We start from the raw sequence: 23968 nt of genomic DNA, 5'->3' as shown, positions 1-23968 counted from the left end.
TGCGAAGCTCCATAGGATGTGATTTGCCCATCTCGATCCCCTATATCTGGAAAGATCAGGGAATCAGAAACCGTCCAAGATGGGAAGCCTGAATCATATGAACGGCGACTTGCTCTAGATCGCGGAGCATCTTGATGCCCATCGGGTCAAGGCCCGAGGTAGGTTCATCCAGAAACAGCACATCGGGCTGGTGCAGGATGGCTTGCGCAAGGCCGACACGCTGACGCATTCCCTTGGAAAAGCCCCCCACGCGCTTGTCGGCCAGATAGGTGCAGTCCAATAGGTCAAGCACCTCTGCCACGCGCCGCTTCGGCTCCGCCACACCCGACAGGCGAGCAAAGAAGATCAGGTTCTCAGCCGCAGTCAGGGTGTCGTAAAGCCGCACGTTTTCGGGGACATAGCCGATGCGGCGTCGCACCTCCAACGGGTCGGTGCAGATGTCATGCCCTGCCACGGTCGCCGTCCCAGAGGCCGGACGCGCCAATGTGGTCAGCATCTAAATTGTCGTCGTCTTGCCTGCACCGTTGTGACCGAGAAAGCCGAAGACCTCGCCTTTGGCGATCTCCATCGACAGGGCATCAACGGCAGTCACCCCATCGAAAGACTGGGTTAGCCGGTTCAACCGGATCATGGGTTCAGACATTGTGGGGTTCCTTTTGCGCGTTGCCCTTGTGGGCTGGTTCTTGGTGGACCCTGTTTGCTTGGCCCACACCGCAGCGGTCTTTCGCCCAACTTACAGTTATGTAATGTGGACATTTTTCGGCCACGGCCTTTGGTCAAAGAAAAAGGCGATGCCCTGCGACACCGCCTGTCCTGTCATCGGGTCAGGGATCAGTTATTGGCGTTTTCGCCATCCTGCTCGCTGTCATCGCTGTTTTTGCCGCCGCTTTCATTCTCGGCGCCGCCGTCCTGTTCGTCACCCTGCTGGTCATTCCCGGCCAGCGTGATGTTCATCACCTTGCCATCGGCCGGGTTGATGGCGACGGTTTTCTCGGTGCCATCGGCAAGCACCACTTCGGCCATGATAAGGTCAGGCGCACCGTTTTCCCCGCCCTGGTATTCGATGCTGGACACCTTGCCGCCTGCAGCCGCTTCGGAGGCGGCAATTACTTGGGACAGGCTGGTGGGCGAGGCCAGGAAGGTCTTTGCCTCAGCCATAGGGTCTTCGACACCTTGGGTTTCGGCAAAGGCCAAGGTGCCAGAGATCAGGGAAAGCGCCAGAAGCGCGCCAGTGATCGTGAGGGAAGTCTTCGTTTGCATGGGTCTCTCGAGTCAATCATGGCCACGGGTTGCGGCCTGATGAAGGACAGATGGGGTTGCCATCTTACACTCAGGTGTCAGCAACCTTACAACCTCAGGCCCCGCGCTTGGTGGGCAGATTTCCGCCACGCTTGAACAGCAGAACCAAGGCCGCAGCACTGAACATGACCCCCGTCAAAAACGTCGCCGGGGCACCAATGCTGTCCCAAAGCACCCTAGCCATAAAGCTTGCGATCAACAGTGCACCCCCGCTGACCAAATTGAAACGTCCGTAAGCCGTCCTGTGCAGGTCGGCCGGGGCGGTGTCGGCCACCATGACGGCCATCAAGCCCTGCGTCTTGCCCATGTGAACGCCCCAGACCGCAACCCCGGCAAGAACCACGGTCCAATGGGCGGAACTGGCCAGAATGAGGTCAGCCATGATCAGCAGGATCAGGCCCCGACCAGCAGGGATCTATGGCTGACCCGATCGGAAAGGCGCCGCAACGGGCAGGCGACAGGGCTTAGACAAGGTTCATCGCCACCATGACCAGCGGAACTATCGCCAAAAGGATGCCGCTTTCTTGCGCGCGTAGGACCGATACGCCTCGCTGAAGCGCGCCAGCGTAAAGACGGCACCGATGCCAACCACTTGCCAATAGGCAACCGGGAGGCGGGCAAGACTGGCACGCCGGATCGGGTTTTGCCGGATCGTTCCGGGCTTTGGTGGCGGCTCCTTCACTCCGAAAGCAAGCAGGGCCACAGCCATCGCAGCGGGGATGACCGCAACCCAGAACACAGCCTGAAAGTTGTTTGACCAAAGCAACATCAGCCCCACCGCAATCAGCAGCCCGGCAAATGCACTGACTGTATCCAGCGACTGGCGCAGCCCAGACGCAGCACCTTGCAGCTCGGGCGGCGCTATAACGGCGACGAGCGCATCGCGCGGTGCGCCGCGAATGCCCTTACCCACGCGGTCCAAGAGCCGCGCGGTCAACACGACACCCACGCTTGGGGCAAGGGCGAACAGAGGCTTTGTGACGGCCCCAATCCCTTAGCCGATAAGCGGCAACCCTGTGCGCCGCCCGGACCAATCACTCAGCACGCCCGAAAACACTTTGACGATCAGAGCGGTTGCTTCGGCCAGCCCCTCGATCAGCCCGATCATCAGCGCAGTGGTCCCCAAAGGCGGTGACCAGAAACAGCGGCAGCAGGCTGTGGATCATCTCGGACGAAATATCCATCAGCAGGCTCACGAAGCCCAGAAGCCAGATGCCGGATGGAAGCTGACTGCGGTTGGATGCGAACATGGGGCTGGCTCCGGGCGACGAACGGACTGGGTTGCACCCTTACTATGCGTCGGCGTCTCGCGGCGGCGTAACTTGAACGGATACCCGCAACCTTACAAATTTGTGACCTAGCGGAAAGGCTGGCGCGGTTTTGGAGATTTAGTTTGGCCTAACGCGCCATTTCCTTCTGGCCGCCCCCATTGGAACACCTCGACATGCACAGCAACACTCCTGTCACCAACATTCAAACCCGGCATAATCGCGCGACCCGCCTGTTGCACGCAGGTTTGGCCCTAGCTATCGTGACCCAGCTACTGACCAGCCTGCAGATGCACGGACCGGATGATGTGCAGCCGGGAGACATCCTGTTTCAGATTCACCGGTATTCGGGCCTTGCGGCCACGGTTCTGGCGTTCGGGCTTTGGGTGACAATCCTGGTGCGGTCGCGCGGGACTGACTTTGGTGCGTTGCTGCCGTGGTTTTCCGCGCGGCGTTTGGCGGCACTGGGGCGGGACATCAAGGTACATGCCGGGGCAGCGTTGAAGCTGCGCCTTCCCCAGCATGACCCAGAGGCGGCCTTGCCTTCGGCCATTCACGGCCTTGGTCTTGTGCTGATCTCGGCTATGGCGGCCTCCGGCGCGGTCTATTTCGTGCAGGTCGCTCTTGGTCTGCATTCGGCCGAACCGGATGGGATGATCGCGATGACGGTACATCTTGCGTTGGCCAATCTGGTTTGGGCCTACCTGATTGCCCATGCTGGCCTGGCCCTGCTGCACCATCTTTTGCGGTCGATGCGCCTGTCGACGATGTGGTCCTTTGGGCGGTAGGGCCTCAAGATGTCCCTGTCCGTCGTCGAGCTTTAGAACCACAACGCCGTTCTTGCGATCAATGCCGATGCGCAAGCACCGGTTCCCATAGGCATGCTGGGCGCTTTTAGGGTTGCCGCCTTTGCGTCTTTCTTGATCTGGATTGCGGAGCCGCTTCTTTATCGCCAGTTCTATCCCCGGCTGGTCTCGATCTACGAGGCAGCGCTTCGCAAGCTCGGGCTTCCGGGTTCCATCTTTCCACGCAACCTGTAAAAGCGAAATCCGGACCGATTGCTGCGCGGCGACAAGCAGCAGATCGACAATCCTGCCCGGTTGCGCAATGGTTTATGGCAGCACCGCCACCAACCCGGCCTTTTCGGTGGCCAACTGATCGGGTGATCCGGCCCAAACTACGACGCCCTCCAGCTGCGTATATCCGAAGTCGACCGGGTCCAGCCTGTCAGCGACACCATCAAAAGCGGGACAGTGACGGTGCCATCTTGCACCAAGTTTTGCGTTTTCCAAATACGCAACACCATGCGCTGATCGGTGGCGTCTATCTTGGTGAGGGTCACCAATGCCGAGCGGAAAAGATGCGCCATCAGCCACAGTGCGTGACGTCCAAGCTGCCGACGAGACGGCACGATTGCCGAAAGGATCTCGCCCGACTGTATGGACTGCGATGCCTGCCATCCGGCAGCTTCGAATGCGGTCACTAGGTCTGCCAGAGCCCAAGTGATTTGCAGCAGCATCGGCTTGCTTGGGTCACTATCCAGTAAGATGCGATGGGTGGGCTGCTGCCAGCCAGTCGCCGGCCAGTCAGCTGCAGCAAGCGTCGTCACGGGCAGGGGGGCGTCATAACGGGCCGTAGCGGCGGACCAGCCAGTCCACAAATGAAGCGGCATGATGCCCGGCCTTGGTAATTATCAGCACGACCGCAAACATCCGATGCTGAACGGTCACGACCCGCGCATCCGGCAGTGGGGCCACTACGCTGACCAAAGCACCGCCGAACGGCAACCCCGCCAGCACATCGCTGGCCAATGCGACTGCAGATGCACGCGCGACAGTCCGCTCAGCGCAATCAAGGTGGCAAGCTGCCGTAAATCATACTGCGAAACCTTACTGGCAGGGATTGCGCCACGAACAGGGCCCGCATACCGAAGATGATGGTGGCCAGTGTGGAATGGCCGCTGGGAAAGCTGAAGCCGTCCGCCCCCTGATGCATCGGGATCGCGCGCGCGATGCAGCAGCATCTTGAACAAAGGCACAAAGGCAACCCCGGCAAGGCTTGCTGCCGTCACAGACCCGCTCAACGCCCATTGCCGACTGACCGCAAGGACTGCGATCAGGACCAGCCCCACCGGCAGCAACACAGCCCTATCCCGCCAACAGGGTGATACCCAGCATCGCCGAGGTGGCCCAATCCGTGCGCAGACCCTGCACAAACTGCCCGATTGCCGCACCCGCCAGTGCCATTTGCGGATCGAAAATCACCGCCACAAGCAACAGCACAAAGCTGGCGAAGGCGAGGAGTACCAGCCCGATCAAGGCCGCCACTTGTGGCATTTGATCGTTATTTCGAAGCACCCGCCCAAGAGCGCCACTTCGGCCGCCTTGGCGCTCCAGCCAAAGTGCCACGCGCAACCGCCCCGATCGGCTGCGGGGACCAGAATGAATTGCTCGCCCTTGTCCATCAGCGCGCTGTAGCGCGAGAATGGCCGGAATTTACGGATTTGCTGTTTCCAATGCACACCAGCCAAGAACGACAGGGCATCCCCGGCAATGGCTCCGGCAACGGTCGCTGCAAAGACTGGCAGAAATGTCATCTCGCCCAAGCCGATCAATGCGCTTAGCCAGACCAGCACTGTCGTCAAGGGCACGAAAAGCCCGATGATCAGCAAAGCCTCGCCAAAGGCCACAAGAAAGGCAAAGAGGATTGCGAGGGATTGATGCGCCCCAAGGAAATCCACGAACTGTCAAAGCATCTGGGTTATGACGCGCCGATGATCCGCGCAAATTGCAATTCTACCCGCAATCCCGGCAGTGCATCTGCCAGCGCTAGTTCGGCACCATGCAGATCAGCCACGGCCTTGACCAGCGACAGCCCTAGTCCCGTACCTTCTGTCGTCCGGCTTTTCTCCAGCCGGTAAAGGCGGCGGAGCACCAATTCACGCTCCCCGTCCGGAATCCCCGGACCGGTATCCGAGACTGACGCCGTCACTCGGTTGCCCTCCGCCCGGACGTTGCAAGTGATCGCCGTGCCGGTCGGGCAATGTCGGATGGCGTTTTCAATCAGGTTTGCGAAGGTCTGTGTCAACAATTCCTTGTCACCAATCACCCATGCGACCCCCGCCATATCGCACAGCAAGGTCTGGCCCGCATCTTCCGCCACCTCGGCATAAATGTCTCCGACGTCACCGAGCAATGCTGCAAGATCGACCGGCGCGAATTTTTCCCGACGCGCCCCAGCCTCAATCTGGGCGATGCGCAGCAACGCGGAAAAGGTCTGGTCGATGGCTTCACTTTGCGCGATGGCGGCAGCGAGGTCGTCCTCGACAGGCGCAGCGACGGCGGCGTTGCGCGCCGCCTGCTCGATGTGGATGCGCAGTCTGTTCAGCGGCGTGCGCAATTCATGGGCGATATCGGCGCTGACCTGACGCATGGCCTCGACCAGTGCGCCAAGGCGGCCGAGCGTCTGATTGATCTCGCCTGAAATCAGGTCAAGATCATCGCCACGGCCTGACACGGCCAATCGAGTGGATAAATCCCCGCCAGCGACGCGGTGCAGCGTGGATGTTACGTCGCTGAGACGGCGCTGAAGCCTGAATGCGATCCATGATCCGGCAGCGATAGCAGCTATGAGGACCGCTAAGGCAGACCAACCGAACCCGCTCAGAATGATTTCGGACAGATCATCAAGATCAGCGTTGCTTAAGCCTACGACCAAATGCTCACTGTTCAAGTCGCCAGCATATACGCGGTACGCATAGTCGGATTGAACTCCCAGAGCGGAGGCTTCGACTGTAGACCAGCCCGACTTGATCGGAACATCCTGAATGTTGGCTGCCAGAATCTTGCCCGCAGCATCCCTGAGCAAGAAAACGGACGAATAATTTGGGCTGGCTTTTATGCGGGCGGCGATTGCCTCAACCAGATCCTGCTTATCGTCGGCATCGGATTGCTGCAACGTCGTGAAAATTTCCATCAGCCGCGCATCTTGTCGATCGGCCAACTGTCGATGTAGCACGGTGTAGCCGACCGCCCCGACCAGGATCAGCGCGCCTAGCACCGCCAGAGTGACGCCCAGTGCCAGCCGGAAAGAGCTGTGCCGCCACAGATCAACGGGGCGCATGAATCGAATAACCCATGTTTTTCAAAGTGTGCAGCAAGGCCACCTCAAACGGCTTGTCGATCTTGGCGCGCAAGCGGCTGATGTGGGTTTCGACCACCGACGTTTTCGGGTCGAAATGGAAATCCCAAACCCGTTCCAAAAGCATCGTGCGCGTCACCACGCGGCCTTCGTTGCGCATCAATACCTCAAGCAGCGTGAACTCCTTGGGCAGCAACTCAATCGATTGCCCCCCACGGAAGGCCTGCCTGCCCATCAGATCCAGTTCCAAGTCCGCCACCTTTAGAACGGTTTTCACCTCTTGCACCGGCGGGCGACGAGCCAACGCGTTGACGCGCGCCAACAGTTCAGCAAAGGCAAAGGGCTTGGTCAGATAATCATCGCCACCGGCCTCAAGTCCCTCGACACGGTCGTCTATGCCACCAAGCGCCGTCAGGAACAGCACCGGTGTCTTGCGCCCGGCAGCACGCAGCGCGCGCACCAGCGACAGGCCGTCCAGACCGGGGATCATCCGGTCCACGACAAGCACGTCGTAGCTTTCCCGCGTAGCAGCAAACAGCCCATCGGTGCCATCGGCCAGCACGTCACAAACATGGCCGTTCTCAGACAAACCGCGTGCGACATAGTTGGCGGCAGAGGGGTCGTCTTCGATCAGCAGGATGCGCATTGCGGGTTTGGTCTTTCGATGTTGCAAATAACATATCGCAGTCTGAATGCACCTGCGGCTTAACACAAACGTCGCGGCCACCATACAAATCTGTAAGCCCACGGAAAGCTGGCGGTATGGCCTCGTAGCTAGAAGCACCTCTGACGGGGCAAATCCGCCTCTGACAGGAGTTTGAAAAATGAAACAACTTCTTTTGGCCACCGCTTTGATCATCGTGCCAGTCGGTGCCTTTACCGCCTTCAATCTTTACCCTGCAGGACCAAGCGTTGCCGCAGCCACCGCGACCCCGACCACAGGCCTTGGCGACATGTCCGCCTTCAGTGGCATCGTAGCCAATGTCCAGACCATCGCGGCCACGGGCGATTTGGCTGCTGCGAAAACCCGGATCAAGGATTTCGAGACGGCATGGGATGATCAAGCAGCGACGTTGCGGGCGTTGGACGGCAATGCTTGGGGCACCATCGACGATGCCGCTGATGCGGCGCTTGGCGCCCTGCGGGCCGGAACGCCAGATGCGGCAGCAGTTAGTTCCACTCTAATCGCCTTGCAAGCCACTCTGACAAGCCCTGTCGCGGCCGCAGCCGCCCCTGTTGCAGCCACCCTTGTCTCTGGCATCGCTGTCACCGACGCCAATGGCCGGGCCTTGCCTTGCGAAGTCATGCTGAAGGCGGTGGCGCTCGGCCTAACCACCGCCAAACTGTCGGATGCGGATCACGCTGCTTTCGTCGACTTCCAGACCAAAGCGCTTGAGCGTTGCAATGCTGATGATGATCAGCGGGCCGACGGATTCTCGGCACAAGCCTTGGCGCTGGTGTCGAAATGAACGCCGCAAACACCCCCAGCAGTGGAGCCCACATCATGCAAACCTCGCCCGAAGCAATGTCCAACCGTGCCATGAACCGTGTGCCGGAAGTCACTGTGGACTTCTGGCTGATCAAGCTCATGGCTGTGACCATGGGCGAAACAGCTGCCGATTATTTGGCGGTCAATTTGGGCCTCGGCTTGACGATGACCTCACTCATCATGGCAGCGATTCTTATCGGGGCTTTGGTGCTGCAATTCGGCCAGAAACGCTATGTGCCTTGGTCTTACTGGCTGGCGGTGGTGCTGATCAGCATCGTCGGTACGCTGGTGACAGACAACCTGGTGGACAACTTCGGCGTCTCGCTGATCACGACGACGATCGGCTTTTCCGTGGCTCTTGCCGCGACATTCGCGCTTTGGTTCGCATCCGAGAAAACCCTGTCGATCCACGCGATCTTTACCACCAAACGCGAGGCATATTACTGGCTGGCGATCCTGTTCACCTTTGCGCTTGGCACGGCGGCGGGGGATCTGGTCGCCGAGCATTTTGGTCTGGGCTATCTTTCCACTGGCGTGCTGTTCGGGATGATCATCGCCTCGCTCACCTTCGGATATTTCTTTCTGAAGCTTGATCCGATCCTCGGGTTCTGGCTTGCCTACATCTTGACCCGCCCGCTTGGCGCGTCGTTCGGCGATCTGTTGTCGCAACCAACCGAATACGGCGGCATGGGCCTTGGCACTATCATCACCAGTGCCCTGTTCCTGTCGGCAATCGTTGCAATCGTCGGTTACATGAGCCTGAAACCTAAGGGTCGCGACAAGGTGGCGCATGGCTGATCCGTGCCACTGACCCGAACTCCAGTCGCCGAAATATTCCCAAAAACCTACCTAAAAGGCTTCCAATGAAAACGTTTGTGGCTTCCATTTCGATGATCGCGCTCTTTGTGCCCTCGACCGTGCTTGCTGAGGATCTGTCGTTCGGAGGCGGCGTCACCGTCACGTCGAATTACCTGTCGGACGGTCTGTCGGAGACTGGCAACAGCCCCGCCATCCAGCCCTACTTCGAACTCACCAAAAACGGCTTCTATGCCGGGGTCTGGGCAACAAACTTGAAGGACGATGTCGGCAATCGAGCCGAACTTGATTTGGCGCTGGGCTACCGGTGTGAAATCGGCGCTGGGCTTGTATATGACCTCGGCTATACGCAGCATTTTTACGACAAGACACACGCCGCGTCGTCCGAACTGGCGGTTTCGCTTGGCGTTCCAGTATCCGACCGGCTGTCCGTCTCGGGAGAGGTGTCTTACGATCTGGCGGAAAAGACCTTTGGCGAAAGTCTTGGCGCTGAATTCGTGCTGGCTGACGCTTGGACTTTGCACGCCGATGTCGGGCGCGCCGATCCGTCTGCAAGCGTGAACTGGGGTGCTGGGGTCGGCTATGCCCTTGACGACAGAATCACGCTCGATTTTCAGGTGCAGGACACGGCATCGACAAGTCCGCTGGTCGCCCTGTCAGTGAACTATCCTTTCGGCGATGCCTCAAAGTAGGCTTTGTTGCGGCAAGTCGTTCTTTCTGGGCCAGTGCTCGACGATGTGGTTCTGGCTGGCCCAAATTTTCTTCAACCCGGTTGGCGTACCATTTGGGATTACCTGTAGAAAACGGCAGAATATGGCCACAAGCCCTTGGCGGGGCCATCGCCAGCACCATGCTTCTCGCCACGTTCATCGGGATATTTTCGCCTAGGCTTAGAATTTCGGAAACGGGGTCTTCCCTGTCAAGCGCCTTTTGGCATGCAAAGGCATTCGCATGGCTGCGTTGCCAATCCAGGCTTCGGTTTTAGCCGTGCCGCTTTCGTCGCTGACTTTGTCAGAGATTCTGCCGGGTGCATGCTTCGGTCCGTGGTCAGCGCGTGGCTGCCAACATGATGCTGGTTCAAATGCAATTCCGATGTGCCCATCTCACAGGCGTGCGCGACGTTGATCGGCAACAGTCCTGACCATGGCTTCATCGGAGCCACGTCCATGGTGGGGGTCTCGAAAGCCTGCAGTCAGGCAGGCAACGGTTGCGAGTGCAATTTGTCAGGGCGCATGAGGAGTGGCGGTGTCTGACCAAAGGTCGGTATCATCACCCCACATCCGATGAAGGATAACGCTGATACGACGCGCCAAGGCGACCATGGCGCGCTTTGGGGCACGGCGGCGGGTGAGCTGTGGGGCCCATGTTTAAAGCCATGTCGGACGCCCGCGATGCATCATCACGGTCGCGGCCTGACATAACGCGCAGCTTAAGTTGACATCGCCAGCCTTGGTGATGCCGCCGGAGACGTCGTGTTCGCCGGATTGGTGGCGCGATGGTGTCATACTGACCCACGACCGAACCTTCTGCGAGGATGGCAACCGGGAGCGATCATCGACGGCTGATCGGTAGCTCGACGCGACAACCGCGCCTACTCGGTACATCGACATCAGCTGTCGGCATACCGGATCATCCTGAGCCATTTGGCGGACACGGCGCTCCAATCCCGCCAGTTCTTGTCGCAATGATGCCCGCGCCCGAAGCATCGGCCCTGTCGCGGCCTCTAGCATCGCATTTCCATCCGCCATTTCGCGAATGCGATATGCATACCTGCCCCGTTCATACCTGCCCCGAGAGATGGCACCCACCATGAGGCCGAAGTTTCGCAAAAGCCCGCGCCGGGACATTTCCAACGCAATCATGCCCCGTTGGACCCTTCGGGCACCGAGCACGACACGGACCTCTTGCGCCGAGACAGATTTGCAGTGAACTGGCCGGAACACGCCGAGGTGAAGCAGGCGCGCAATGCGGTCCGCATCGCGGCGATCTGTCTTGATCGGCATCGCCTTCAACGCCCCCTTCACTTGCCGTGTTTCCCTCAGCACGGTTTCGAGTTCAGCCGCAATCAGGTCGCGATGCAGCTATTGCGACAAAGGACCCGCCCCAAGGCCACTGGCATCGGTGGTGCCATTCTGCGCGCCGATCCAGCGTGCGAGCGCTTCTGGCTCGCTGACAACCTCAGCTTCTTTCTTGATCTTCCGATGCGCGCTGATCACGCAAATCGCGGTCTTCACCCACTACACATCCAACCCGACAAACAGTTTCATCCCGTAGTCCGCCTTTTGGCTCCGATACGGGAAGATCGACAACTTCCCTGATCTTGCAAACGGTAACGAGCAGCGCGCGATGTTCAGTCCCGTTACAGCATCGCATGACGGCGAGTAAAATGCGGCGCTGAACTAAATTGGCAGACCTGACGTCGGCCTAGGGTCGGGACCTGTAAAATTGCTTGGGCTCGCTGTCGCTGTTTGATTGATTCTCGGCATCAAGGGGGTGTCGCATGGATGATCTGTTCTGGCTGACAGAGGCGCAGATGGAGCGTCTCAAGCCATTTTTCCCGTTGTCGCACGGGGTGCCTCGTGTGGATGATCCCGTTGCACGGCAACGGTTTGCTTGCAAACCGTGAGAGTGGGCGAGTGCTGAGTGGCATTATCTTTGTCACTCGCAACGGGTTGAGGTGGCGCGACGCACCTGCGTTCTATGGCCCTCCGAAGACGCTTTACAACAGATGGGTGGGCTGGAGCCGTCTTGGGGTGTTCGCTCGGATACTGACCGAATTGGCCGCAGGGGGCCAGGACGTCGAGACGATCATGATCGACGCGACCCATTTGAAAGCCCGTCGCACAGCGTCCAGCCTGCGGGGCAAAAAGGGGGGTGCAAGCGGTTCATCGGTCGCACCAAGGGTGGGCTGAACTCGAAACTGCATGTGGTGACGGATGCGAAGGGTCGCCCCATCGGAATGTATCTGAGTGCCGGGCAGACCAGCGACTACATTAGGGCGCGGGCACTGCTGCCCTCATTGCCCAAGGCAGGGACCTTGCTGGCAGATCGCGGGTATGATGCTGACTAGTTCCGCAACGCATTGATCGAGCGCGATATTCAGCCCTGCATCCCTGCCCGCAAGGGCCGCAAAACCACCATTTCTCATGATAATGACCTCTACCACAAACGACACAACCTTCTCGGGCACGAAGGCATGCCCTACCAGGCAATGGATCGAGGACATGTTCGCCCGTCTCAAAGACTGGCGCAGGATCGCGACACGCTACGAACGATGCGCTGACCTGTTCCTCTCAGCCTGCGCCCTTGCCGCAACCGTCATGTTCTGGCTATGAGTCCTGACCCTAGGATCACCAGCGTCAAGTTTCAACATCGAGTTGTCGCACCATCTCTTGCTGCAAAACGACATAGTCGCTGTCAGGCCGTTCCCACTGTCAGACGAAGCTTCAATAGAGAACCAGTGCCGCAGACCGGGTCCGGCAGCTTCTTGTGTCAAAATACAAAATAGTTCAGTGCATTTTATGGGCTCTTTTGCACAAATTAGTCTGAGGTCGATTTTTCCCTTCCCTTGAACAGACTCACCCCACGCGTTGAGTTTCGGGAGTTCCGAGCGCTGTAAAGCGGTTCAGGATTGCTGCCCTGATCTGTGGTTCTGCGACCCGTGTGTCGAAATCGCGCGCCATGACGCGCGCGCCGCGCAGCTTGAAGCATCGCATCTTTGTCTCGAGCAAGCTTCGTCGGTGATACCCGCTCCAGCGCCTCCAGATGGTGCGGCCGAGGCGACGAGGGGCGCGGACAGTGTCGTTGCTGGCCTGCGCGCCGCGCGTGGTTTTCAGCCATGGCTGCGCGTTCTTGCGTGCAGGAATTACGGCAGAGGCGCTGCGCGCCGCGATGGCTGCGTGGCAGGCGCGGGTGTCATAAGCACCGTCCGTTGCCCGGCAACGGTTTGCTTGCAAACCGTGAGGGGGGCGCTGAGCTTGTCGATGGGGTGATCCGCAGGACCTGGTCCAGCCGTTCGGGCAGCATCGGCGCGTCCCCGACCCGGCTGCCGGTCATCTCGATGGCCCTGATCTCCAGCGTGTCGGCATCGATCCCAAGGTGCACCTTGCGCCACTGCCGAGGTTTCGATGGCCCGTGCTTCTTGGCCCGTGTTTCTTGGCGAACCACTCGTCCTCACCCTCGGCCTTGATCCCGGTGCTGTCCGTTGCCCGGCGGTGGTTTGCGGGCAAGCCACGAGAGGGGATCAAAAGATGCAGGGCACCCGTGCTCTGGCGATAGGGGATGGCAACATTCAGACCTTAGTGACGGCGACGGAATGTGCTGAAGTCGGGCACGGGCCGATCCAACCCTGCAAGCTCCAGAAGGCTCGCGACCAGTCCGGTCGTCTGCCGGAGTGGCAGGCGGAACAGAGCCTTCAAAGTCTGGCACGCTTGGATCGCCGCGTCAGTGAAGGTGGCCGAACGGCCTCGCTTACCACGCGGTTCAGCCAGCCAGACTGTCGCAGGATCGAACCAGATCAGCAACGAACCATACTGCTTGAGGGCGGAGTTGTCGCTGCGCCAGTTGGTGGTGCGGTAGGTAGGCGGTGTGGGTTTGCTTATCCACGCCGACTAACACCACGGAGTCGCACAGGGAATCCCGCCGATTTGTGCAACAGGGCCTGTTATGGCACGCGAAACATATATCTGGTGCGCGTAACGATTTACGTGCAACTTTTTGCAACGGTCAGTCACTCATTTTGTATGTTTTCGCATACATAGTAAATTCGCATGAGTGATAAGGCATGCAATACCAAGATTGCTAACAGCTGCCGACGGGCGACTTGGACCTGGGCATCTAAGCCGCAGCCATGCTTCACGGTCAAAAGGCACCGCTGCCTGAGCAGATCCTTTATCACAAACCCATTGCAGGGGGCGTGCTTCGCGCTGATGCGCGCATCACCTGCCAGCCAACGGATGACCAAACCGTTGATCGACCGCGGGTAAGCCAAGCGCAAAAACCCGACATCATCCCGTGCCACTCATCTGGAATCCATGGGGCGGATGTCATCAAGGCCTTGTCGCCAAAAGCGGCTGACTGATCAGAAGCCGGATAGATTTACGCGCGCCGCTGCGTCACCCACGAAAACCTTAAAATAGCGGGGCGGACCATACATTTTCCAAACGCCACCTTCGGCAAATCCGCCTGCATGCTCAACTCGGCATACATCCGCTTCAGACGACGGTTCTCCCGCGCCATTGGGCTTGAACAAATGGCTCTATCCATCGCCTTCATCTGGCCGATCAGGGCCGCATCCATGCCGCCATACTTCGCCCGCCATTTGTAGAACGAGGCGCTCCCTGTCATGATTTGCAGCCAAACCATTGCCGGGCAATGGCATCATGCCATGTTCGCGGTAAAGTTCGGCCACCGGCGCACCACCCTCGGCAGCCGCACAATCGCTTCTCTCGACAGTATGCCCTGCATGCGTCTGCTGGGCTATGGATGATCTAAGCCACAGTGTATCTGATTGTCTTCATTCGAAATCAACTCGTGCATCTTGCCGAGAAAGTTCTACTTCCGCCGCCCATTATTTTCGGGAGGGAAGACCGGGGTGAGGACCCAAAACCGCGGCTTTCCATGCGGCGATATAGGCCAGATCGCGCTCCCACGGGTGCAATGTGTTCTGCTGCGTGCCACGCTAGTAAATCGCAGCAAGCGTCGCCTTACTCTTGGCGGAAAGCAGGATATAAGCGGGTAGAGGCAGATTGGCCTTCATCGCGACCCAAAGTGATTTCGACACCAGTCTGGTAGGACAGCCCGCCAGATCAGAGTCGCGATAACAGCTTTCGGCCCGAATGATCACCACGGACGGGCGTTGCGGTGCAAAATTCGTTCTGTCGAAGAACGGGATCAGGCGGATACCGCAACGGTGTTGACCCGTAACGCTCCAGAGGTCGCGTCACTCAGCGTCCAACGGATCAGCAAGATCGCTGGATTGAGGTTCGGATATTGCGCGCAAAGCGCTTCCAGCCCATCCAGACGGCAGTGAAACACTCGCTCCTCACGGGTCTGCGCCTTTGAGATCACCTGCACGGCACTCTCAGCAGGCCAGCCCGCGCCAAGCAACCCTTGCGTCATGGATGCTGCCTGCGACACCGCCATATAGCAGGCCAAAGTCGTGCCCGCCTGCGCCGTGGTGGTCCAATCCTGCGCGCCGTCGTGGCGCAGATGCCCGGTGGCAAGGATCAACCGTTCGGTCTGACCACGCTCGGTCAGAAAGCTGCGGGCCGAGGCAGCCGCAGCACACGCCGAGGTGACACCCGGCACGATCTCCCACTCCACCCCAGCGGCGTTCATCGCATCGGCTTCCTCGGCCCCGCGGCCAAAGATACCGGGGTCACCGCATTTCAACCGCACGACTTGTTGGCCCGCCTGCGCCGATTGCACCAGCAAAGAGTTGATCTGGGCCTGTGGCATCGCATGGCAGCCGGGGGCTTTGCCGACATAGATCAGGCGGGCCCCATTGCGCGCACGCTTCAGCAAAGCCGGATCGGCGAGGCGATCATAATAGACCATATCGGCGGCTTGCAGACGCTCCAATCCCCGCAAAGTGATCAGATCCGCCGAACCGGGGCCAGCGCCGACAAAGCTGACGAAGCCTTGTTTGGCGGCTTTTGTTTGCGGGGTGATGTGGGCCTTGGCACGGCTGGGCAGGCGCGCTTGCCACGCCCGGAATGCAAGGATCATGTTTGTAAACAACGGCTTGGGCGCAAGGGTGATCATTCGGCAGCCTCTGGCAGTTTGAAACGGGTGAGCAATCCGGCAAGTTCGGGGCGGCAAGATCCGCAGGACGTGCCTGCACCCAAGGCCTCACCCAACGCGGCAACACTCAGCGCGCGGCCCGATTGGATCGCCGCGCGGATGGTGTTGATCCCGACATTCAGGCAGGCGCAAACCGTGGCACCGGGGTCGGGCATATCAGCGCGGGGGCGACCTGCAAGGATGGTGGGTTCGGATTGGTTGAGGCGGCTGGCCAAGTGATCGCGGCCAACGGCGACGGGGCTGGGGCCTGCAAACAGCGCGGCGAGCAGGCGGCCCTCGGCATGAAACGCGATGCGGGCAAGGCCGCGTTTGGCGTCGATGACGGTGGCGGATTCGGCACCGGGCAGGGCGAATAGACGGCGGGCATAGGCCACCCAATCTTCTGGCGTGTGCAGGCCTGCGAGTTCCATCCGCCAACCGCCGGGGACGCGTGCGCGTGCCCAGTATTCCGATTGCGGCTGTAGCGGCGTGGCGCTGACCGCGAAACCAAACCATTGCGCGGGGTAAAGTTGGGCAGCAACGGCGGCGGCTTTGCTTTCGGGTTGGCCCGAGATCGGGTCAACAATGCTGGGCACCAGTGCGTCTATGCGGGCAGCAGAGGCAGTCTCAGCCGTCCAGTGCATCGGCGCAAACAACTGGCCGGGGGCTGCGTTCTGGCTGATCAGCGCGCGCAGGATATTGCGGCCATGTCCATTGGAAAGCTCAACCAGATCATCGGGTTGGATGTTCAGGCGTGCGGCATCGCTCGGATGAATTTCCACAAAGGGCTCCGCCAGATGCTGGCTCAGGCGCGGCGATTTGGCGGTGCGGGTCATCGTATGCCATTGGTCGCGGATGCGTCCGGTGTTCAGCCGGAACGGGTGTGCGGCGGTCAGGGCCTGCGGTGCGCGGGGGGTGATTGGCACCATATGGCCGCGGGCGTCGGGGGTGTGGAATGTACCCGTGGCGAAGAAGCGGCCACCTTGCTTGCGTGGGTTTTGCGGCCATGTGAAAGGGGCGAGGCCTGCATAGTCGGCTTCGCTTAGCTGCGCGAGGTTTGAAATGTCAAAGTCGCTGCCCAAGCTGCCTGCAATGCCCGAAAGTGCGGCATATTCGTTGAAAATCTCGGCTTCGGTCTGCCACGCAAAGGCGTTGCCGTGGCCCATCCGGGTGGCGACCTGCGCCAAAGCCCACCAGTCAGGCCGCGCCTTGCCGGGGCGCGGCAGAATGCTGCGTTGGCGGCTGATGGTGCGGTCAGAATTGGTGACGGTGCCGCTCTTTTCGCCCCAAGCGGTGGCGGGCAGCAGCACATGCGCAAGCTGCGCGGTGTCGGTTTGGGCCGTGATATCGCTGACGACGACGAAGGGGCAGGCTTTGATGGCGGCGGTCACGGCATCGGCGTCGGGCATGGTAACGGCGGGGTTGGTGTGGATGATCCAGATGGCTTTGATCGTGCCATCCGCCACCGCGCGGAACATATCGACCGCCTTTAGCCCCGGCTTTTGCGCCATCGCGGGGCTGGCCCAGAAGCCTTGTACCGCATCGCGGTGGCTTTGGTTCTCAATATCCAGATGGCAGGCAAGCATATTGGCGAGGCCCCCCACTTCGCGCCCACCCATCGCATTGGGCTGGCCCGTCACCGAAAACGGCCCCATGCCGGGGCGTCCAATGCACCCCGTAGCAAGGTGGCAGTTGATGATCGCGTTGACCTTATCGCTGCCCGACGAGGACTGGTTGATGCCTTGGCTACAGACAGTGACGACCTTTTCTGTGCTGGTCCACAGCCGCAAGAACGCGGCCAGATCGGCTGCGGGCAGGCCCGTCTCTGTGGGATCACTGGCGCAGGCAGCGGTCAGGGCCTCGGGGTAGCCTGTGACATTGGACATATAGCTAAGGTTGGCCGCCCCGGTGTCGGCAATCGCCACCAGCAGCGCGTTGAACAAAGCCGCATCGGACCCAGGCGCAATCGCCAAATGAAGATCGGCAATGTCGCAAGTGGCCGTGCGCCTTGGATCTATCACCACGATTTTCATCGCAGGGCGGGCAACTTTGGCGCTCGCGAGGCGCTGATACAAAACCGGATGGCACCAGGCGAGGTTCGATCCGGTCAGAACCACCAGATCAGCCAGCTCTAGGTCTTCATAAAGCCCCGGCACGGTGTCAGATCCAAACGCACGCCTATGCCCCGCGACCGATGACGCCATGCAAAGCCTTGAATTAGTGTCAATATTTGCGGACCCGATGAAACCCTTCATCAGCTTATTGGCAACGTAGTAATCTTCCGTTAGCAACTGCCCCGAGACATAAAACGCCACCGCATCCGGGCCATAATCTGCGATCACCTTAGAAAACCGCTTGGCAACCACGCCCAAAGCATCGTCCCAAGCCACCTCTTGCCCAAACACACGCGGCGCCAACAGCCGCCCCTCCAGCCCCACGGTTTCGCCCAAAGCGCTGCCCTTGGAACACAGCCGCCCCTTGTTGGCCGGATGATCGGGATCGCCCTTCACACTCAACCCGCCTTTGCCATCTGCCGCAGCCAAGATGCCACACCCGACGCCGCAATAGGGGCAGGTGGTGCGCGCTTGGCCGGGTTCAGGCGCGTGGGGCTGGTGTATCATGCGGCGGCCCTACGGGCCAAACGGTTGGCATCGAGCAAAATTCGCCCCGCCTCGACCCGTGCGGGATAGCTTTGCACCGAACCCTCATCCACCCCCTGCGCCATCCCGGTTTCCAAGCTGAAAACCCAGGCGTGCAGCGGGCAGGTTACAGCATTGCCATGCACGATGCCTTCCGACAGCGGCCCGCCCTTGTGCGGGCAGGCATCATCAATCGCAAACACCCGGTCCTCAGCAGTGCGGAACACCGCGACACAGCCCTGAGCCGTCTTCACCACCCGCGCACCCTGCGCCGGGATGTCGCTCAGCGCGCCAATGTCGATCCAGTTCATTCTGCTGCCTCCAGCGAAAGGTCGGCCATCGGCGCCCATTGCGCCAGCTGATCGGGTTTGGAAAGTTCCGCCCACGGATCAATCTGATAGACCGATTGCGACAACATAAAGCGGTCATACAAAGCCCGGCGCACCGACAGATCGGCCATCTGCTCCTGACACCAACCAAGGCCGACCTTGGCGATCCATTTGTAAATCCGGTGCAGATAGCGGCTGTTTTCGCGGTAAAGCTGGGTGAAAGCCGCGATGATTTCCATGGTTTCCGCCTCGGTTGTGGCTTTGCACAGAAATTCGGTTTCGCGCACATCCATCCCGGCAGCACCCGCCACCGAAATCTCATATCCACTATCGACGCAGACCACGCCGATATCCTTGCAGGTCGCTTCCGCACAGTTGCGCGGGCACCCCGAGACGCCGAGTTTCACCTTCGCAGGCGTCCAAGACCCCCACAACAGCTTCTCCAGCTTGATGCCCAGCCCAGTCGAATCTTGCGTGCCAAAGCGACAGAAATCTGTGCCCACGCAAGTCTTTACCGTCCGCAGACCCTTGGCATAGGCATGGCCTGACACCATCCCCGCCGCGTTCAGGTCTTGCCAGATTGCGGGCAGATCGTGCTTTTTCACGCCCAGAAGGTCGATGCGCTGCCCGCCCGTCACCTTCACAAGCGGCACCTGATATTTGTCGGCCGCATCGGCAATCGCGCGCAACTCATCCGGCGTCGTAACACCGCCCCACATGCGCGGCACCACCGAATAGGTGCCGTCTTTCTGGATATTGCCGTGGTTACGCTCATTGACGAAACGGCTTTGGCGGTCATCGACATATTCCGTCGGCCAATCGGCGATCAGGTAATAATTCAGCGCTGGTCGGCAGCTTGCACAGCCGCCAACCGAGCGCCAGCCAAGCTCCTGCATCACCGCCGGAATCGACCTCAAGGCCATCGACTTGATCAGCCGCCGCACATCCTCATGGGTGTGGTCGGTGCATTTGCACATTGCCGGATTGGCGTTGGCGGTAAAGCTGTCGCCCAACGTCACCGCCATCACCTGCTCGACCAGCCCGGTGCAGGTGCCGCAGCTGGAACTGGCCTTGGTGGCGCTGCGCACGAGGTCCAACGTATTGGCCCCAGCCAAAATCGCATCAACAATCTTGCCCTTACAAACGCCGTTACAGCCACAAATCTCCGCGCTAGGCGGCAAGGCTGCAACGGCTGCCATAGGGTCCGTTTGGGCACCCCCCTGATAGGCGGGGCCGAAGATCAACGACTCTCGCATCGGGGTGATATCGGTGCCGTCTTTGATCAGCCCGAAGAACCAGTTGCCGTCAGCGGTGTCACCATACATCACCGCACCCAGCAGCTTGTCGCCCTCAATCATCAGCCGTTTATAGACGCCGCGCGCCGGGTCGCGGAACACGATATCCTCGCGGCCCGGACCGTCGGCGAAGTCGCCAGCGCTGAACAGATCGCAGCCCGTCACCTTAAGTTTGGTCGCCGTCTGCACCGGACGGAACGCGCTATCCTGCCCCAGCAAAGCCTGCGCCAAGACCTTGGCTTGGTCATACAAAGGTGCCACAAGCCCGAACAACTGCTTGTTATGCTCGACACATTCGCCCACCGCCCAGATCGACGGATCGCTGGTTTGCATCGCATCATTCACCGTGATGCCACGCCCGACATCCAGATGCGCATCATTGGCCAGCCGCACCTCTGGCCGGATACCCACCGCCATGCAGACGATATCGGCGTCATAAACCGTGCCATCCTCCAGCAGAACGGCCTCCACCCGCTCATGCCCAAGGATGCCCTTGGTCGCCCCTTTGCAGTGGATTTTCATCCCCCGCGCCTCCAGCGACTTTTGTAGTAAATAGCCCGCAGCCGGGTCCAACTGACGCTCCATCAGATGGCCCATGATGTGAATAACCACCACCTCCATGCCGCGCAACTGCATCCCGGCAGCGGCCTCCAACCCCAGCAGACCGCCGCCAATCACCACAGCCTTAGCCCCCGGTTTGGCCGCCGCGATCATCGCATTGGTGTCTTCGAGATCGCGGTAGGTGACAACGCCCGGCAGCTTATGCCCTGGCACCGGGATAATGAACGGAGCCGATCCGGTGGCGATGATCAGCTGATCATAGGGCGTTTCCACCCCATCGCTGGTCACGGTTTTGGCGTCACGGTCGATCTTGGTAACGGCGTGACCCAGCACGGTTTTCACACCACGCTCGGCATACCAATCCTCATCATGCGTGACGATTTCAGAGTATGTCATTTCGCCCGACAACACCGGCGACAGCATGATCCGGTTGTAGTTCCCGCGCGGTTCGGCGTTGAACAAGGTGATGTCAAACGCATCTGGGGCAAGTTCGGTCAACTGCTCCAGCACCCGGCCCGAGGCCATGCCCGCACCGATGACGACCAATTTCTGTTTCATCAGGCTACGTCCTTCTTCTTGTGGCCGTGTTCGTATTCTTCAAGGAATGCAAGCACTTCGCTGCGGTAGTTGTAATAGTCGGGGTGTTCCATCAGACTGCGGCGGCTGCGCGGGCGCGGCAGGTTGACCTCGGTGATCTTGCCAATGGTGGCGTTTGGCCCGTTGGTCATCATCACCACGCGGTCAGCCAGCAAAATCGCCTCGTCCACATCATGCGTCACACAAACGGCGGTGACTTTGGTGCGGCTCCACACCTCCATCAGCACTTCCTGCAACTCCCACCGGGTCAGGCTGTCGAGCATCCCGAACGGCTCGTCCAGCAGCAATAGCTTCGGTGACAAGGCAAAAGCCCGCGCGATCCCCACCCGTTGCTGCATGCCGTTCGACATGTCGGCGGCTTGGCGGTCCATCGCATCGCCAAGGCCGACACGCTCAAGGTAATACTCAACCACCTCTTGCCGCTCGACCTGAGTGGATTTCGGATAGACCTTGTCCACCCCAATGGCGACGTTCTCCTTGGCCGTTAGCCACGGAAACAGATTGGGCGATTGGAACACCACGGCGCGTTCAGGGTCAGCGCCTTCAATGTGGGTGCCATCCAGCGTGATCGCACCTTTTGAGATGCTGTTCAGCCCGGCTGTCATCGTCAGCACGGTAGACTTGCCACAACCGGAATGGCCTATCAGACTGACGAATTCGCCCTTCTTCAGCACCAGATTGAAATCCTCCACCACCGTCAAAGGCCCCTTCGGCGTCGCATAGACCTTGTGCAGTTGCGAATAGCGCAGATAGCGCGCGTCCATCGCCGAATTGGCCGCCTTGGCATAGGCGCTGGGCAAGGCGTGGCGCGGGGTCAGGCTGGGCAGCAGCCGGGTTTCCGGCAATTTCGATTTGATGCCAACATCCATCAGATAAGCGGTGACATCGGCGCGCAAATTTTTAAATTTATTGCTTTCACCCATCACATTGCGATCACGCGGCCGGGGTAGGTTGACCGGGAACGCTGCCCCCAGAGAACCATCGGGGTTCAGGCACAGGATGCGGTCGGCGAGCACCAACGCCTCCTCCACATCATTGGTGATCAGCACGACAGTGCGCTTGTCCGCCGCCCAGATCGCCTCAATTTCCGAGGCCACATTGCCCCGCGTCAGCGCATCCAAGGCCGACAAAGGCTCGTCCATCAGCAGAACTTCGGGCTGCATCGCCAAAGCCCGCGCCACCGCCACCCGCTGCCGCATGCCGCCCGACAATTCCGCAGGACGACGGTCTGCGGCATGCCCCAAGCCCACCATCTGGATATATTTCTGCACCAAAGCGGCGCGCTCGGCCTTGCTGCCCTTAGACACAGCATCCACCGCCAGCCCGATATTGCCCGCCACCGTCAGCCACGGCATCAGCGCATAGGATTGAAACACCAGCCCCCGCTCTGGCCCCGGCCCCGTCACGGGCGCGCCCTTGAAACTGACCTCGCCGCGATCCGGCAGGGTCAGCCCCGCCATCAGATTGATCAGCGTGGTTTTACCCGAACCGGAAAAGCCAAGGATCGCCAGAAACTCGCCGTCCTGCACCTGAAAGCTTAAGTTGCGCAGCACAGGCGTATCGCCGTAGCCCTTGGAAACGTTGTTAAACTCAAGGATGCCCATCGCGATCACCGATTGTTCGAGAAGGTGAATAGCGACTGCAAAGCGAACATCACCCGGTCGAGCAAAAAGCCGATGATGCCAATCGTCAGCACCGCGACCATTATTTTCGCCAGCGATTGCTCTGACCCGTTCTGAAACTCATCCCAGACGAACTTGCCCAAGCCCGGATTCTGCGCCAGCATTTCCGCCGCGATCAACACCATCCAACCCACGCCCAACGACAGCCGCAACCCGGTGAAAATCAGCGGCAACGCCGAGGGCAGCACCAGCCGGGTGATCTTTTTCCACAGCGACAGCTTCAGCACGCGGGAAACGTTGACCAGATCTCTGTCGATCGAGGCCACCCCCAGCGAGGTGTTGATCAGGGTTGGCCACAGCGAACACAAGGTCACGGTAAAGGCGGAAACGATGAAGCTTTTCGGCAAATCGCCATCGGTATACACTGCTGAGACCACCATCGTCACAATCGGCAACCACGCCAACGGTGACACCGGTTTGAACAGCTGCACCAAAGGGTTGATCGCGGCATTTGCCGTCGCCGAAAGCCCCGCCAAAATCCCCAAAGGCACTGCAATAATCGTGCCAATCATAAACCCCGCAAACACCGTCTTGATCGAGGTCCAAATCTGCGCGTAATAGGTCGGCTTGCCGGTATAAGCGGGGGTTTTCACCTCATCCGCCTTGCCTTCCGCCACCAAAGCCGCATTTTTCGCGGCCTGTTTGGCGTAGAACTCCTGCTCTTTTACGCCCTCTGCCGCAGCACTGGCGTCCAGTGCCACCGCCTGCTCCCACACCTGCACCGGCCCCGGAATAGCCCCCAGCGAGGTCTGCACCATCGGCGCAAGGCTGGCCCACAGGGCCAAAAATCCGGCAATCGCCAGCATGGGCACCACCGCCAGCCGCCAGATTTCCGGCACTTGCCCGCGCGGATTGTCGCCCGCCAGCGCCCGCCAGATCGGGGTGATCCAAGCCAGCCCCAGCAGTTTGAACCATTTGTCGCATTTGCTGATCAAGCGATACAGCTTGTCCAGCCGCAGCGCGCGGTCGGCTTTAGGTTCTTCCGGCAAAGCGGCGGGGTCGAGCAGGGTCATGTCAGTCTCCATCAGCGGCGGCGTTGACGGGCGGTATTCCACCCGTCAATTCAGAGA

At 60.0% G+C, this 23968-nt stretch carries 20 protein-coding genes and 5 pseudogenes; 5 read left to right on the top strand and 20 right to left on the bottom strand.

Translation table 11 applies throughout. From position 1 onward, the window contains the following. Positions 1 to 55 precede the first annotated feature (55 nt). The 5 genes and pseudogenes from ACP7AP_RS18965 to ACP7AP_RS18945 form a co-directional block, all read right to left on the bottom strand. A pseudogene (locus ACP7AP_RS18965) lies at positions 56 to 568 on the bottom strand (ABC transporter ATP-binding protein). 263 nt (positions 569 to 831) lie between these two features. After that, positions 832 to 1260: a hypothetical protein gene (locus ACP7AP_RS18960; protein WP_426036649.1), complete on the bottom strand. Its 429-nt coding sequence runs from the start codon at positions 1258 to 1260 to the stop codon at positions 832 to 834. Positions 1261 to 1354: 94 nt separating this feature from the next. Further along, positions 1355 to 1681 carry a hypothetical protein gene (locus ACP7AP_RS18955; RefSeq protein ID WP_426036647.1) on the bottom strand — a complete coding sequence of 109 codons (327 nt, stop codon included), beginning with the start codon at positions 1679 to 1681 and terminating at the stop codon, positions 1355 to 1357. A gap of 117 nt (positions 1682 to 1798) precedes the next feature. After that, on the bottom strand, positions 1799 to 2236 hold the full coding sequence (locus ACP7AP_RS18950; protein ID WP_426036645.1) for an MFS transporter: 438 nt from the start codon (positions 2234 to 2236) through the stop codon (positions 1799 to 1801). Positions 2237 to 2333: 97 nt separating this feature from the next. Further along, entirely contained in the window at positions 2334 to 2549 is a 216-nt protein-coding gene (locus ACP7AP_RS18945; protein ID WP_426036643.1) for a hypothetical protein, read from the bottom strand. Between the two features lie 194 nt (positions 2550 to 2743). Between ACP7AP_RS18945 and ACP7AP_RS18940 the strand changes: the two genes are divergently transcribed. Further along, complete coding sequence (locus ACP7AP_RS18940; RefSeq protein WP_426036641.1) at positions 2744 to 3355, top strand: cytochrome b/b6 domain-containing protein; 612 nt, start codon at positions 2744 to 2746, stop codon at positions 3353 to 3355. Positions 3356 to 3744: 389 nt separating this feature from the next. Here the strand turns inward: ACP7AP_RS18940 and ACP7AP_RS18935 are convergent, their stop codons facing one another. The 6 genes from ACP7AP_RS18935 to ACP7AP_RS18910 all read right to left on the bottom strand — a co-directional run bounded on the left by ACP7AP_RS18935 (position 3745) and on the right by ACP7AP_RS18910 (position 7353). Further along, positions 3745 to 4176 carry an LssY C-terminal domain-containing protein gene (locus tag ACP7AP_RS18935; RefSeq protein WP_426036639.1) on the bottom strand — a complete coding sequence of 144 codons (432 nt, stop codon included), beginning with the start codon at positions 4174 to 4176 and terminating at the stop codon, positions 3745 to 3747. A 13-nt stretch (positions 4177 to 4189) separates the two neighbouring features. Continuing rightward, entirely contained in the window at positions 4190 to 4378 is a 189-nt protein-coding gene (locus tag ACP7AP_RS18930; RefSeq protein ID WP_426036637.1) for a hypothetical protein, read from the bottom strand. A gap of 336 nt (positions 4379 to 4714) precedes the next feature. Further along, positions 4715 to 4885, bottom strand: a complete 171-nt coding sequence (locus tag ACP7AP_RS18925; RefSeq protein WP_426036635.1) for a hypothetical protein — start codon at positions 4883 to 4885, stop codon at positions 4715 to 4717. Beyond that, entirely contained in the window at positions 4882 to 5307 is a 426-nt protein-coding gene (locus tag ACP7AP_RS18920; RefSeq protein WP_426036633.1) for a DedA family protein, read from the bottom strand. The genes ACP7AP_RS18925 and ACP7AP_RS18920 overlap by 4 nt, the downstream gene beginning before the upstream one ends. Positions 5308 to 5327: 20 nt before the next feature. Next, positions 5328 to 6626, bottom strand: coding sequence for an ATP-binding protein (locus ACP7AP_RS18915; RefSeq protein ID WP_426036631.1), 1299 nt, complete (start codon positions 6624 to 6626; stop codon positions 5328 to 5330). A gap of 49 nt (positions 6627 to 6675) precedes the next feature. After that, a complete protein-coding gene (locus tag ACP7AP_RS18910) occupies positions 6676 to 7353 on the bottom strand; it encodes a winged helix-turn-helix domain-containing protein (RefSeq protein ID WP_426036629.1) in 678 nt (225 codons plus the stop codon). A gap of 178 nt (positions 7354 to 7531) precedes the next feature. On the opposite strand from ACP7AP_RS18910, the gene ACP7AP_RS18905 reads away from it, so the two are divergent. From ACP7AP_RS18905 to ACP7AP_RS18895, 3 genes are all read left to right on the top strand, one after another. Beyond that, positions 7532 to 8176, top strand: a complete 645-nt coding sequence (locus ACP7AP_RS18905) for a hypothetical protein (protein WP_426036627.1) — start codon at positions 7532 to 7534, stop codon at positions 8174 to 8176. Positions 8177 to 8211: 35 nt separating this feature from the next. After that, entirely contained in the window at positions 8212 to 8994 is a 783-nt protein-coding gene (locus ACP7AP_RS18900) for a hypothetical protein (protein ID WP_426036625.1), read from the top strand. 65 nt (positions 8995 to 9059) lie between these two features. Continuing rightward, positions 9060 to 9704: a TorF family putative porin gene (locus ACP7AP_RS18895; RefSeq protein WP_426036623.1), complete on the top strand. Its 645-nt coding sequence runs from the start codon at positions 9060 to 9062 to the stop codon at positions 9702 to 9704. Between the two features lie 531 nt (positions 9705 to 10235). On the opposite strand, the pseudogene ACP7AP_RS18890 reads toward ACP7AP_RS18895, so the two are convergent. Further along, positions 10236 to 11246: pseudogene (locus ACP7AP_RS18890) on the bottom strand (IS110 family transposase). Between the two features lie 266 nt (positions 11247 to 11512). Between ACP7AP_RS18890 and ACP7AP_RS18885 the strand changes: the two are divergent. Next, positions 11513 to 12347, top strand: a pseudogene (locus ACP7AP_RS18885) (IS5 family transposase). 243 nt (positions 12348 to 12590) lie between these two features. Here ACP7AP_RS18885 and ACP7AP_RS18880 read toward each other — a convergent pair. The 8 genes and pseudogenes from ACP7AP_RS18880 to ACP7AP_RS18845 form a co-directional block, all read right to left on the bottom strand. Beyond that, positions 12591 to 13613 (bottom strand): annotated as a pseudogene (locus ACP7AP_RS18880) (IS5 family transposase). A gap of 535 nt (positions 13614 to 14148) precedes the next feature. Further along, positions 14149 to 14494, bottom strand: a pseudogene (locus ACP7AP_RS18875) (hypothetical protein); the annotation flags it as partial. Between the two features lie 410 nt (positions 14495 to 14904). Then, positions 14905 to 15777: a uroporphyrinogen-III C-methyltransferase gene (gene cobA, locus ACP7AP_RS18870; RefSeq protein ID WP_426036621.1), complete on the bottom strand. Its 873-nt coding sequence runs from the start codon at positions 15775 to 15777 to the stop codon at positions 14905 to 14907. Continuing rightward, positions 15774 to 18416, bottom strand: a complete 2643-nt coding sequence (locus ACP7AP_RS18865) for a molybdopterin-dependent oxidoreductase (RefSeq protein ID WP_426036619.1) — start codon at positions 18414 to 18416, stop codon at positions 15774 to 15776. Before ACP7AP_RS18865 ends, cobA begins: the two co-directional genes overlap by 4 nt. Further along, positions 18413 to 18745, bottom strand: a complete 333-nt coding sequence (gene nirD, locus ACP7AP_RS18860) for a nitrite reductase small subunit NirD (protein WP_426036617.1) — start codon at positions 18743 to 18745, stop codon at positions 18413 to 18415. The genes ACP7AP_RS18865 and nirD overlap by 4 nt, the downstream gene beginning before the upstream one ends. Then, positions 18742 to 21177: a nitrite reductase large subunit NirB gene (gene nirB / locus ACP7AP_RS18855; protein ID WP_426036615.1), complete on the bottom strand. Its 2436-nt coding sequence runs from the start codon at positions 21175 to 21177 to the stop codon at positions 18742 to 18744. Before nirB ends, nirD begins: the two co-directional genes overlap by 4 nt. Beyond that, on the bottom strand, positions 21177 to 22820 hold the full coding sequence (locus tag ACP7AP_RS18850; protein ID WP_426036613.1) for an ABC transporter ATP-binding protein: 1644 nt from the start codon (positions 22818 to 22820) through the stop codon (positions 21177 to 21179). The genes nirB and ACP7AP_RS18850 overlap by 1 nt, the downstream gene beginning before the upstream one ends. 5 nt (positions 22821 to 22825) lie before the next feature. Further along, a complete protein-coding gene (locus ACP7AP_RS18845; protein ID WP_426036611.1) occupies positions 22826 to 23911 on the bottom strand; it encodes an ABC transporter permease in 1086 nt (361 codons plus the stop codon). Between the last annotated feature and the right edge of the window lie 57 nt (positions 23912 to 23968).

Source organism: Cypionkella sp. TWP1-2-1b2 (assembly GCF_049896245.1).
Classification (GTDB): Bacteria; Pseudomonadota; Alphaproteobacteria; order Rhodobacterales; family Rhodobacteraceae; genus Cypionkella.
The sequence above is the reverse complement of the archived record's forward strand: the minus strand, read 5'-3'. Positions and strand labels throughout refer to the sequence as shown.